Here is a 12,249-nt window from a genome sequence, read left to right as displayed (position 1 = left end):
CCCGGGACTTCGTGAGGGCATCCGACCGATCCGAGGAGATGTGCCCGTGACTCTCGCCTGGCCCGACACGTCGTCGGCATTCGCCGAGCGCGACGTCGCCGTGGCGGCGATCGTCCTCGTCGACGACGAGGTCGGATCGGTCGCCGACACCGTCCACCAACTGCGACGTGCCGCGACGACGGTGCGGCTGCGCACCGTCGTCGTCGATCGCACCGGCGCGCGCCGCACCGCCGCGGTGCTCTCCGAGCACCCCGATGTCGACCTGATCACGCTGTCGCACCGCACGTCTGCCGCGCGCGCGATGCACGCCGCGATCGAGTCCGCCGGCGACGCCGAGTACGTGCTCTTCCTGTCCCCCGACGTGGCGCTCGACCCGGGTGCGGTCGGCCGCCTGCTCGCCCGCGCGCGGACACGGCAGGACGTGGCAGCGGTCGCCCCGCTGGTGCGCACGGCCGACGGCGACGTCGACTCCACCCTCGGGCGCGAACCGACGGTGCTCGGCGCCCTCGGGGACCGCGTGCTCGGCGCGTCCTGGCGACGTCGACCCGCGGTGCTGAGCGAGTACGTGCGCGATCCGCGCGCCTACGCATGGGCGCACCCCGCCCGCCTGGTGGACTCCGACGTGCTGCTCCTCTCGAGGGCGGCGGCCGTCGCCGCGGGCGTCTCCGACGACCGCTTCGGCCCGCGCGGCGTGCTGTTCGACATGCAGCGGCGGATCCGCGACGCAGGCGGAGCTGTCTGGTTCGATCCCGCAGCGGGCGCCACACGCCGCTCCGGTGGCGTCACCGACGCCCGGCTCCACGCGGCGGACGCCCGCGTGGATCGGTCGCTATATAAAGAGGTTTACGCGCCGCGGTTCGCAGGTCTGTACCGCGCCGTCTCCGGCACCCGTCGCGCGCGTGGCGCCGAGCCCCGTCGTCGCGCACACCGGGCACCGTCGACCTCGGTCGAGATGCCTCCGGCCTCGGTCATCGTGCCGGCCCACGACGAGGCGACGGTGATCGCCCGCACGCTCGCACCGCTGGCGCAGCTCGCCGCCGACGGGTCGCTGGAGGTCATCGTCGTGTGCAACGGATGCAGCGACGACACCGCCACCCGCGCCCGCGCCTTCGCCGGCGTCACCGTGCTCGAGACCGACGAGGCGTCGAAGGTCGCGGCGCTGAACCTCGGCGACGCGCACGCCACCCGGTGGCCGCGCGTGTACCTCGACGCGGACATCCGCGTGCCTGCGGAGGCGCTCGCGCCCGTCATCCGTTCGCTCGCCGACGGCGTCGCGCTCGCCGGCCGCCCCACCTTCTCGGTCGACGTCGCACACGCGACGCCTCTCGTCCGCGCCTATCAGCGGGCGCGGGCGCGAATGCCGTCGATGTCGCGCGCACTGTGGGGCGCAGGCGTGTACGCGCTGAGCCGCGAGGGGCATGCCCGCCTGGGCAGCTTCCCCGACGTCATCGCCGACGACCTGTACGTCGACCGGCTGTTCACCGTGGCGGAGAAGACGTTCCCCGACACGGCGCCGGTGTCCGTGGCATCTCCCCGCACGACGGAGGCGCTGCTCGGCGTCCTCACGCGCGCACGACGCGGACCGGCGCAGCAGGGTGTCGACTCGGCGGCATCGAGCGTGCAGGAGCTCGTCCGCAGCATCCGGGGCCCGCGATCGGCATGCGACGCACTCGTGTTCGCTGCGTTCGCCCTCGCCGCCCGCCGCCGGGCGCGACGCGCGGCCGCGACGCGGTGGGAGCGGGACGAGTCATCCCGCGGGAAGGGCTGACACCGGAGCAGCAAGCGGTTATGCTTCACGAAGCGACCGGTCCCTGGGAAGGCCGGTCGTCTGGGGACGGACCTTCGGCGCTCGAGCTGAGCCGGAGGCGAGGAATTGGGGAATGGCTCTATGGGGAAATCAGCGCTTTCGCGCACGTCCGGCTCGACCGGATCACGCACACTCACACCGCGCATGTGGGCGGTCGTCGCCGCCACGGCGGTCGTCGTCGTGGGCGGTCTGACGCTCGCCGTCATGCTCGCGCTCGGTCCGGGCGGAGGATCGGCCGCGCCGGTCGCGGAGTCTTCCGGGATGAGCGCGGCCGCGGACGGTTCCGGACCGGCCCCGGGGGCCACGCCCGTGTCAGGCAGCGAAGTGCAGCCACCCGAAGCGGGCCTGCCGACGCAGGCGCCCGAGCGACTGCCGGCGCGCGAGGCCGCGACGCCACGCGTGCAGACGCCCCTGCCGGCGTCGGGCGCCGCCGAAGGGTCGCTCGTCAGCGGATACCCGGTCGATCTGGCGGGGCCGACCGACGGCTCGACCGTGATCGACTCGTCAGTCTCGAGCGCCGGTGACACGCTGCAGTTCTCGCTCCGGGCGCGATCGGACGCCGGCGCGGACGATCTGCGCTCAGCGCTGGGCGCCCGCTGGAGCGCGGCGGGAATGGCCGGCGGCACGGCGGACGACCCGGCGGTCCTGTCTTACGGCGACGCGTACTCGTCCATCTCCGTCGCCGTCGAGGAGACCGGCACCGGCTCCGTCTACACCGTCTACGGCGTGCTGAAGGCGGGGTGACGTGTACATCTCCCTGCAGAACGCGCCCAAGGAGGCGCCCGCCGCGGCCGGCCGCCGCGCCGGGGGCCGCACGGTCTCGTCGACCGTCATCACGCTCGGCGTGGTCTCGATGCTCACCGACATCTCGTCCGAGTCGGTGTCGGCCGTGCTGCCGCTCTACATCACCGGCATGCTCGGACTCTCCACGATCGCCTTCGGCTTCCTCGACGGTCTCTACCAGGGTGTCAGCGCCCTCGTCCGCGTCGGGGCCGGATACACGTCCGATCGCTCGGACAGGCCGAAGTGGGTCGCGTTCGCCGGGTACGCCCTCGCCGCGGTCGCCCGCGCCGGCCTGCTCGTGTGGACCGGCTTCGGCGCCCTCATCGCCGTCATCACGGCCGATCGCATCGGCAAGGGCATCCGCACCGCTCCGCGTGACGTCCTGATCACGGCGACGAGCGACCCGGAGCGCCTGGGCCACGCGTTCGGCGTGCACCGCATGCTCGACAACATCGGCGCGGCCCTCGGACCGCTCATCGCGTTCGTGATCCTCCTGGTCATCCCAGACGGCTACACGACGGTGTTCGCGGCGTCCTTCGCCTTCGCCGTCATCGGCGTGGTGATCCTCGCGCTCATCGTGCCCAACGTCCGCGCGCGGCGCGCGGCAGCGGCGCAGCGCGCGCCGCGCTTCTCGTGGCGCGAGATCGCGCAGGGGCGGATGCGCCGCGTGCTCGCCGCCGCCGGCATGCTGGGTCTGCTGACGATCGGCGACGGCTTCGTGTACCTCGTGCTGCAGGCGCGGAGCGACTTCGCGGCGCAGTGGTTCCCGCTGCTGTACGTCGGCACGAATGTGGCATTCCTCGCCTTCGCCATCCCGCTCGGCCGGCTGGCCGACCGGGTCGGACGCGCGCGCGTGTTCGTCATGGGACACCTCGGGCTCCTCGCCGCGTACGTCATGGCGGTGCTCCCCGTCGCCGACATCGCCGCGACGCTGCTGTGCCTGCTCTTCCTCGGGGCGTTCTACGCGGCCACAGACGGCGTGCTGTCCGCGCTGGCATCGGAGCTGACCACCCCGGCGACACGCGGCACGGGCATCGCCGCCGCCCAGACGGTCGTCGCGATCAGCCGCTTCGTGTCGGCGGCCGCGTTCGGCGTGCTGTGGTTCGCGGTCGGACGCGAGGTGTCGCTCCTGATCGTCGCCGCCCTGCTCGTGGTGGCGGTGCCCACGGTCGCGGTGATCCTTCGCCCGCTCCTTCGCCGGCGCGAGACGGAGCAGGCATGAACGACCGGGGGAAGTGGACGATCGTGGCCGGCGTGGCGGCGGTGTCGCTGGGCGCGACGGCCGTCGTCGGGGTTCTCGCCTGGCAGCGCTTCACGGAGACGCGGTCGACCCCGCTGGCGGCGGGCACCTCGACCGGCGTGGCCGTCGCGGGCGACCGCATCGTGTTCCGCAACACCGAGCCCGGCAGTGCCTACGGGCTCGTCTCGAGCGTCGCGCTCGACGATCCGTCCGGCGACCGCACCGTGGGAGACGTCGCGTGCGACCGGGTGGATGCGCGCGCCGACCAGTTCTCGTGCCTGCGGATCGAGCGCGGCATCGTGCCGTCGTACTCGGCGACGCTCTACGGCGCCGACGAGGAGGTGCGCGCGCGGTGGGCGCTTCCGGGCATCCCGAGTCGCACGCGTCTGTCGCCGGACGGATCGCTCGTCGCGACGACGTCCTTCGTCACGGGCGACTCGTACGCGACCGTCGGGTTCTCGACGGCGACGAGCATCCACACCGCCGACGGCGAGGACCGCGGCAACCTCGAGGACTGGACGCTGCTCGTGGACGGAGCTCCGAGCGCTCCGACCGATCGCAACTACTGGGGCATCACGTTCGTCGACGACGACACCTTCTACGCGACCGTCGGATTCACCGTCAGCGGCGGAACCGCGCTCGTCCGCGGCGACCTCCGCACGCGCACCCTGACGACCCTCGCCGCCAACGTCGAGTGCCCGTCGCTGTCGCCCGACGGCACGCGCATCGCGTTCAAGCGCGTGACGTCCGCCGCCGGGGAGAGCGTGCACTGGACGCCCGCGATCTACGACATCGCCACCGGCGCCGTCGCGACGCTGCCCGAAGACCGCAGCATCGACGACCAGATCGAGTGGCTCGACAACGCCACTCTCCTGTACGGCATGCCGCGCGACGGCGCCGTCGGCGACTCCGACGTGTGGCGGCTCGCGGCCGACGGCTCCCGCGCGCCGGTCGTCTTCATCGAGCACGCATGGTCGCCCTCGGTCGTGCGGAGCGGGTCATGACCGCCGTGGCCGAGGTGGGCGCGTCTGGCCGGCGCCTGCGCCGAGGGGCGGCGTGGGCGCTCGCGGCCTACGTGGCGATCGTCGGCGCGGTGCTGCTCTCGCCGGTCTCGCCCGAGCGGGTGGTCGCCGCGACGACCGCGCTGCTGCGGGACGACCTGGGGCTCGCCATGGTGCGCCAGGGCTGGGTCGAGTTCGCCGCGAACATCGCACTGTTCGTGCCGGTGGGTCTGCTCGTGACCCTTGTGTCGCGGCGCGTGTGGCTCGGCGTCGTCCTGGCGCTCGCCCTGTCGGCCGGCGCCGAGCTCGTGCAGGAGCTGCTGCCCGGGCGCATGGCCTCGCCGCGCGACGTGCTCGCGAACACGCTCGGCGCCGCGATCGGCGCCGTCATCGCGGCGCTCGCGGTGCGAGCCGCCCGCGCCCGCGCCACGCGACAGGAAGGCACCCCGTGATCGGCCGGTTCCACACCGACACCACCGCGCGCGCCGACGTGGCCGTCGTGATCGTCACCTACAACAGCGCGCGCGACCTGCCGGGCCTCCTCGCGTCGCTGCGCCCGGAGACGGCGGATCTCCGGCTGCGCGTGATCCTCGTGGACAACTCCTCGACCGATGACACGCGCGCGGTGGCGGCGGCTCACGACGATGTGATCGCCGTCGCCGCGGGCGGCAACCTCGGGTACGCGGGAGGGATCAACGTCGGCATGGCGCGCGTGCGCGCGGGCGAGGACGTGCTCGTCCTCAATCCCGATCTGCGCGTGACGCGGGGAGCGGTGATGCGCCTGCACCAGGCGGCCCACGCGGACGGCTCGATCGGGGTCACCGCCCCGCGGATCCTCGACGACGACGGCACCACGACCGACTCGCTGCATCACGAGCCGACGGTGCTGCGGGCGTTCGCGGACGCCGCGCTCGGGCCGGTGTGGCGGCGGCGGCCGGCACGCCTGACGGAGTGGATCCGCGACGCGGGCGCGTACGCGTCGCCGCGCGACGCCGACTGGGCCAGCGGCGCCGCGCTGCTCGTGCGCGCCGACGTCGCCGCCCGGGTCGGCGCGTGGGACGAGCGCTTCTTCCTCTACTCGGAGGAGACGGACTACTGCCGTCGCGTGCGCGACGCCGGCTACCGCATCCGGTACGTCCCCGACGCGGTCGTCCACCACAGCCAGGGCGGGTCGGGGAGCTCGCCGGCGCTCGACGCCCTGCTGGCGGTCAACCGCGTCCGGTACGCGCGCAAGCACGCGCCGCGCGCGGCGGGTGCCGTGCGCGCGGCGGCGATCCTGGGATCGGCCCTCCGGGCCGGGCGCTCGGCCGGACATAGCGCGGCGCTGCGCCATCTCGTGCGCGCGTCGACGTGGTCCTCGCTCCCCGCCGCGCGACGCGATCGCTCCGACACGCCTGCGCAGCCCGGCCCGTCCTGACGCGGCGCGACCGGATCCTCGCCCGCCCGGTGACGCGGCCCGCCGACACTGGTACCCTCCTCGGAGGGGCTGACCGACGCATGCCTGCGCCTGAGGAGCCGATCCGCCCATGTTGCCCCCCACTGTCGAGGAGCACCCGCTCCGCACCGGCTCGCGCCTCGTGCTGGCCCTCCTGGTCGCGACGTGCGTGTGCCTCGCGACATCCCTCGCCCTCGTGAGTTCGGTCGTGCTCGCGCGGCTGTCCGGCGAGGCGGCTACGCCGCCCGTGGCCACGGCCGTCACGGTGTCGGTCTTCGGCGATGCTGCCGCCCCGCGCGACCCTGGGCCCTCGCCGTCGTTCACCGCGGCCCTCGCCGCCGCATCCGACGCGCCCGTCGGCGTCTTCTCGGACGATGTGGTGCCGGTGACGCCGGTCGACCCCGACCAGCGCTCGGTCGAGCTCGGCCTGCGCTTCGCGCCGAGGACCGACGGCACGGTGTCGGCCTTGCGGTTCTACCGCACCGCCGACAACACCGGCCCGCACGTCGGCACGCTGTGGGGGCCGGACGGAGAAGTGCTTGCCCGCGCCACGTTCGACGACACCGCGTCGCCCGACGGCTGGCAGACCGTGGCGCTCGAGCCTGCCGTGCCCGTGCACGCCGGCGTTCTCTACACGGCGTCGTATGTCGCGCCCAGCGGCCGCTACGCCGCCGACGAGTACTGGTTCACGCAGGCGACCGAGACCGCCGAACTGACGGTCCCCGCCCACGCGGGGGTCTATGCCTACGGTGCGGGCGGGTTCCCCACCCAGGTGTATGGCGACTCCAACTACTTCGTCGACGTGACCTTTCAACCGACGCCCGCCGCGCCCGAGCCGAGCACTCCGTCTCCCGAACCGTCCACGCCGAGCACTCCGTCGCCGGAACCTTCGACACCCGGCCCGGAGCCGACCGGCCCGGCGCCCGAGCCGACAGCGCCGAACCCCGGGCCGAGCGCTCCCGCGCCCGACCCCCGACCCACCCCGACGGCCGGCGGCGTGTTCGGCGCCGAGGTCGCGCCCTCGACGCCCGTCGATCCCGACCGCCGTTCGGTCGAGCTCGGCATGCGGTTCGTCCCGAAGGTCGATGGGGCCGTGACCGCGCTGCGGTTCTACCGGACGGCTGCCAACACCGGTCCGCACACCGGCACGCTGTGGAGCGAGGGCGGAACGGCCCTCGCGACCGCTCGGTTCCCCGACGAGGGCACCGGATGGCAGACGGCGGAGCTCGACCGGCCCGTCGCCGTCGCCCCGGGCAGCATGTACGTCGTCTCCTACGTCGCCGCCGCCGGCCGCTACAGCGCGGACGAGCACTACTTCGACGTCGGCATCGAGAACGCGTGGTTCTCCGTCCCGCCGGGCGCCGGCGTCTACGCATACGGCGAGGGCGCCTATCCGACGGAGAACTTCCGCAACTCGAACTACTACGTCGACGTGCGCTTCGCACCCACGTCGGCCCAGCCGACGCCCACCTCCAGCCCGTCGCCGAGCGGATCACCGTCGCCGTCGCCCACGTCGACCGCCACGCCGCAGCCGACCGCGACGCCGGCGCCGACACTCGCCCCCACCCCCGCCCCGACCTCGACGCCCAGCCCGCGCCCGACGGCCGGCACCGTACTCGGGCTTCCGACCGAGGCGTGGTGGGGCGGACCGGCGTACTACGGCCAGTGGTCGAAGGCGACGCGCGCGGGTTGGACCGATCCGTCGTTCTTCCCGATCGCCGTGTTCTTCGGCAAGCCCTCCCATGCCTCTTCGCTCGCAGCGATCGGCATCAACACCTACATGGGCGCCGAGCACGACGGTTCGCCGATGTCCTCGATCACATCGAAGGGAATCTCCGTCCTCGCCCAGAGCGAGTGGACGGCGGCCGAAGTCGGCGACGATCCACGCGTGGTCGGTTGGCATATCAGCGACGAGTGCGACATGGGCTACTCCGGCTGCACCGAGGACTGGTCGCGCGACAACGGCGAGCAGGGTCGCCTCGAGGTCCAGCGCGGCTACGCGGCTTCGTTCCGCGCCCTGAACGACGGGCGGTTCCTGCAGGCGAACTTCGGCAACGGGGTCCTCGGCACGTGGTGGGCCCCGACCACGATGGACGACCACGTCGGCCTCGTGGATGCCACGAGCGTCGACAAGTACGCGTACACGAGCCCGCACGTGGGTGACCTGCTGCGCGACTCGTCGTTCTGGCCGGACGGACGCGATCCCGCATCGGCGGGAGCGTACGGCTGGCAGCAAGACCGCATGGAGTCCTTCATGTCGCCGGCGGCGTCCAAGCCCAATTGGGTCTTCGTCGAGACGGCCAAGCCGTTCCTCACCGAAGACGGCGCGCGGCGGATCACGGGCGACCAGATCGAGGGTGCGGTGTGGAATGCGATCATCCACGGGGCCGCCGGCATCGCGTACTTCCAGCACAACAACGATCCCGCGTGCGGCATGTACTCGCTCGTCGAGTGCGGCGAGGCGCTGCGGCGCAGCGTGGCAGATGTGAACGCGTCAGTGCGTGCGATGGCGCCGGTGATCAACTCGCCGTCGTATGCGTGGAGTTTCGGAGCGGGCCTGGAGACCGCCCTCAAGGCGCACGACGGGGCTGCGTACATCCTCGCCATGACCGACGGAGGCACGGGCGCGCGCAGCTTCACGCTCCCGGCGGGCATGACCGGGACGGTGGAGGTGGTCGGCGAGGGCCGTACACTTCGGATCGAGAACGGTTCGTTCACCGATTCCTTCGCGTCGGAGCAGGACCACCACATCTATCGCGTCGCGCTGAGGTGAATCGCGCGCCGCGGGAAGGACCGCGCCGGCCATGACGACCGCGCCCGACATCGCCGCCTCGCTCGTCACGATCAGCTACCGCGGGGATCTCGCGCTCGCCCACGACCTGTGCGCGAGCGTCGACGCCCACCTCGACGACCGCGTGGAGCACGTGCTCGTCGTGCCGCGCTCGGATGCCGCGCTGTTCGCGCCCCTGCGGTCGGCGCGGCGGCGCATCGTGCTCGTCGAGGACGTGCTCCCCCGCGACTATCGCAAAATCCCGCTGCCGCAGCGCATCGGCGTCGGCCGGTTCCAGCGGCGGCTGCGCGAGGTCTGGTGGACGCCTCGCGGACCCGCGCGGGGCTGGATCATCCAGCAGATCGTGAAGCTCTCGGCCCCCGCATACGTCCGCAGCGACACGATCGTCTTCGCCGACAGCGACATCGTGCTCATCCGGCCGACACCCGCCGAGCGCCTGACCGGCGGCGCGCTCACGCGCCTGTACGCCGTGCCGGGCGCGACCTCCGACAGCGCGATGCACGCCGCCTGGCACGAGACCGCCCAGCGCCTGCTCGGCTTGCCCGTCACGGGCTACAGCGGCGCCGACTACATTGGCAACCTCATCACGTGGGACGCCGGGACGGTGCGTCGGATGCAGCGGCGCATCGCCGATGTGACGGGCCGCCGCTGGGACATCGGCGTGCTCGGCGAGCGGCAGCTGTCGGAGTACATCCTGTACGGCGTGTACGTCGCGGACGTCGCTCACGGCGCAGAGCACGAGGCGACCCCGGACGACCTCGTCCACGCGGGCTGGTTCTACGATCTCTCCTCGCCGACGGGCGTGGATGCCTTCGTGGGTGGGGTCTCCGGCGGTGCAGTGGGCGTCGCCATCCAGTCCACCGAGCGGTTCACGCTCTCCGAACGCCGCGCACTCGTCGAGCGCATCTCCGCGCGGCTGCGGCCCGATCCATCCACCTGAGGGCCGGCCGTTCCCTCCTGCCCCCGAGGGAGCTATACTCGACATCGGACTATCGGCTGACTGGGGAATCACGATGGTGCCACTGGGGGCTCTTTCTACGCGTGCGCGCATATCCAGCGCGGACACGCGTTCCCGTTTCGTGCCCGGAGCCGGGCAGGCGGGGGCGACGCCGCTGCTGCTGTGCGTCACGGCCTTCGCCCTCTTCTTCTTCCCCTCCAACATGGTCATCAAGACCATCGGGGCCGCCGGCACCGTGCCGATCATCCTCTCGTGCCTGCTCTTGGCCCTGTGGGTGTGCTCGTGGATGTGGGGCCTGCACAACCCGATCCCCCTCCGACACCCTGGTCGCCTTGCGCTCGGCTTCCTGATCCTCGGTGTCGGCGCGTCCTACGCCGCGATGCACGGCGGGTGGTCGGGAGACGTCGACGCGACGGGCACCGCGGCCGCCGACCGCTGGCTAATCCTCGTCGCCGCCAGTGCCGGACTCGTCCTGGTCACCAGCGAATGCATCCGCAGCATGGGCGACGTCATGCGGCTTCTCCGATGGCTCCTGGCCGGCGCCGCGTTCAGCTGCCTCGTTGGAGTGGTGCAGTTCGCCTTCCGCCTCGACCCGATGCAGTGGGTGCACCTCTTGATGCCCGGCTTCACCGACAACGGCGGTGCGACGCCCTTCCAGGCGCGGGGCAACCTCGTACGCGTGGCCGGAAGCACGTTCCACTCCATCGAGTTCGCAGTGATCAGCGGCATGCTGCTGCCGGTATCCATCTGGCGTGCGCTCTACGACCCGCGCGGGTCGCGGGTGTGGCACTGGGCGCAGACCGCGCTGCTGGGCTTCGGCGTCGCCTCGTCGGTGTCTCGATCGGGCATGCTCGCCGCCGTCGTGGCCCTGGCCGTCTCGATCCCGTTCCTCCCTCGCGTGGCCCGACGCCGCGTGCTCGTCGCGCTGCCGTTCGTGCTCCTCGTGCTCTTCATGACGATCCCCGGGTTCGTGACGACGCTCACCGGCGCGCTCACCGCCGACACGTCCGATCCGTCCATCGCCACGCGTGTCAACAACTACCCGCGCGTCGCGCGCCTGATCGACGCGCATCCGCTCTTCGGTCTGGGCCCGGGCAACTACCAGCCGGCCAACGCTCTCCAGATCCTGGACAACCAGTACCTCAACGGTGTCGTGACGCTGGGCCTCGTGGGGCTGAGCGGGCTCGTCATCTACCTGGTGCTTCCGGGGATCGCGGGCATCCACGCCGCCCGGCACGCCATCTCACCCGCCCTCAAGTGCCTCGCCGGCGCCGTCGCGGCGGGCCTCTGCGTCGCCGCGGTGTGCTCGGCGACCTTCGACTCTCTGTCCTTCCCCGTCTTCGCTCTGCTCTACCCGCTTCTCGTCGGCCTCGGCGGCGCGGTGTGGCGCATGGTGCGCGACGAGGAGGACGCCTTCGCCCGGGGCCTGGGGAGCCCCTCGATCGGAATTGGGGACTGATATGGATCCGATGGCTGTCATCCGAACCATCTGGCGGCAGAAGTGGTTCGCCCTGCCGGCGATCATCATCGCCGTCGCGGCGTCGGTGTACGTGTACGCCGAGGGGCCGCGCGAGTACGAGGCGACCCTGTCGTACGCAGTGGCGAACCCGCAGGTGCCGACCGATGACGAGCTGCGCGCGGATCCGTCGCTGAAGGCCCTCAACAACAACAACCCGTACCTGCGCTCCAGCGACCCGAACCTGGTTGCGAGCGTCGCGATCACACGGCTGAACTCTCCCGACGTCGGCGACCAGCTCGACGCGATGGGGTTGAGCACCGAATACGAGGCGGCACCCGCCGCCGGCGGGTCGGGCCTCCAGGTGGCCATCACCGCGACGGGCGCGACGCCGCAGCAGTCCTTGGACACCCTCGCGGAGCTGGGCGTGCTGTTCGAGCAGAACCTGTACGACATCCAGAAGATCAACGGCGCCGACGACCGGTACCTGTTCACTCCGCTGGTCGTCTCTCAGCCCGACCGCGCCACCGAGAAGCTGTCGAGCCGACTGCGCACCGTCGTGATCGTCGGCGCGTGCGGTCTCGTGCTCGTGTTCGGCGCCGTCTCGCTCGGCACGTGGGTCGACAACCGGCGCACCACGCGCATCGCGCGCACGTCGGGCACGAACGATCCGGACGCCGTCGCTGCGGAGACCACCGAACCGGTCCTCCCGCGCCCGCGCCGGCGCTACCGGCCGGCGCCCATCGCCGCCTCGTCGACGACGCGCTGACGGGCCGCG

10 protein-coding genes are annotated in these 12,249 nt (G+C 72.4%); all 10 read left to right on the top strand.

From position 1 onward, the window contains the following. Positions 1-46 precede the first annotated feature (46 nt). The 10 genes from EI169_RS04125 to EI169_RS04085 all read left to right on the top strand — a co-directional run bounded on the left by EI169_RS04125 (position 47) and on the right by EI169_RS04085 (position 12,240). Entirely contained in the window at positions 47-1,768 is a 1,722-nt protein-coding gene (locus EI169_RS04125; RefSeq protein ID WP_164515434.1) for a glycosyltransferase, read from the top strand. Between the two features lie 183 nt (positions 1,769-1,951). Beyond that, a complete protein-coding gene (locus tag EI169_RS04120) occupies positions 1,952-2,551 on the top strand; it encodes a hypothetical protein (RefSeq protein WP_125131203.1) in 600 nt (199 codons plus the stop codon). A 1-nt stretch (position 2,552) separates the two neighbouring features. After that, positions 2,553-3,812 (top strand): MFS transporter, encoded by a 1,260-nt coding sequence (locus EI169_RS04115; protein ID WP_240640625.1) that lies wholly within the window; start codon positions 2,553-2,555, stop codon positions 3,810-3,812. After that, positions 3,809-4,834 carry a PD40 domain-containing protein gene (locus tag EI169_RS04110; protein WP_125131202.1) on the top strand — a complete coding sequence of 342 codons (1,026 nt, stop codon included), beginning with the start codon at positions 3,809-3,811 and terminating at the stop codon, positions 4,832-4,834. Before EI169_RS04115 ends, EI169_RS04110 begins: the two co-directional genes overlap by 4 nt. Continuing rightward, entirely contained in the window at positions 4,831-5,283 is a 453-nt protein-coding gene (locus tag EI169_RS04105; protein ID WP_164515433.1) for a VanZ family protein, read from the top strand. The genes EI169_RS04110 and EI169_RS04105 overlap by 4 nt, the downstream gene beginning before the upstream one ends. Beyond that, on the top strand, positions 5,280-6,248 hold the full coding sequence (locus EI169_RS04100; RefSeq protein WP_125131200.1) for a glycosyltransferase family 2 protein: 969 nt from the start codon (positions 5,280-5,282) through the stop codon (positions 6,246-6,248). The genes EI169_RS04105 and EI169_RS04100 overlap by 4 nt, the downstream gene beginning before the upstream one ends. 109 nt (positions 6,249-6,357) lie before the next feature. Next, positions 6,358-9,039, top strand: coding sequence for a DUF4082 domain-containing protein (locus EI169_RS04095; RefSeq protein WP_125131199.1), 2,682 nt, complete (start codon positions 6,358-6,360; stop codon positions 9,037-9,039). A 31-nt stretch (positions 9,040-9,070) separates the two neighbouring features. Further along, on the top strand, positions 9,071-9,997 hold the full coding sequence (locus EI169_RS16520) for a DUF6492 family protein (protein ID WP_164515432.1): 927 nt from the start codon (positions 9,071-9,073) through the stop codon (positions 9,995-9,997). A gap of 139 nt (positions 9,998-10,136) precedes the next feature. Then, on the top strand, positions 10,137-11,474 hold the full coding sequence (locus tag EI169_RS04090) for an O-antigen ligase family protein (RefSeq protein WP_164515431.1): 1,338 nt from the start codon (positions 10,137-10,139) through the stop codon (positions 11,472-11,474). A gap of 10 nt (positions 11,475-11,484) precedes the next feature. Next, positions 11,485-12,240 (top strand): chain-length determining protein, encoded by a 756-nt coding sequence (locus EI169_RS04085; protein ID WP_125131197.1) that lies wholly within the window; start codon positions 11,485-11,487, stop codon positions 12,238-12,240. The last annotated feature ends 9 nt before the right edge of the window (positions 12,241-12,249 follow it).

Origin of the sequence: Microbacterium sp. 10M-3C3 (assembly GCF_003931875.1) — a bacterium.
Lineage (GTDB): Bacteria > Actinomycetota > Actinomycetes > Actinomycetales > Microbacteriaceae > Microbacterium.
The sequence above is the reverse complement of the archived record's forward strand: the minus strand, read 5'-3'. Positions and strand labels throughout refer to the sequence as shown.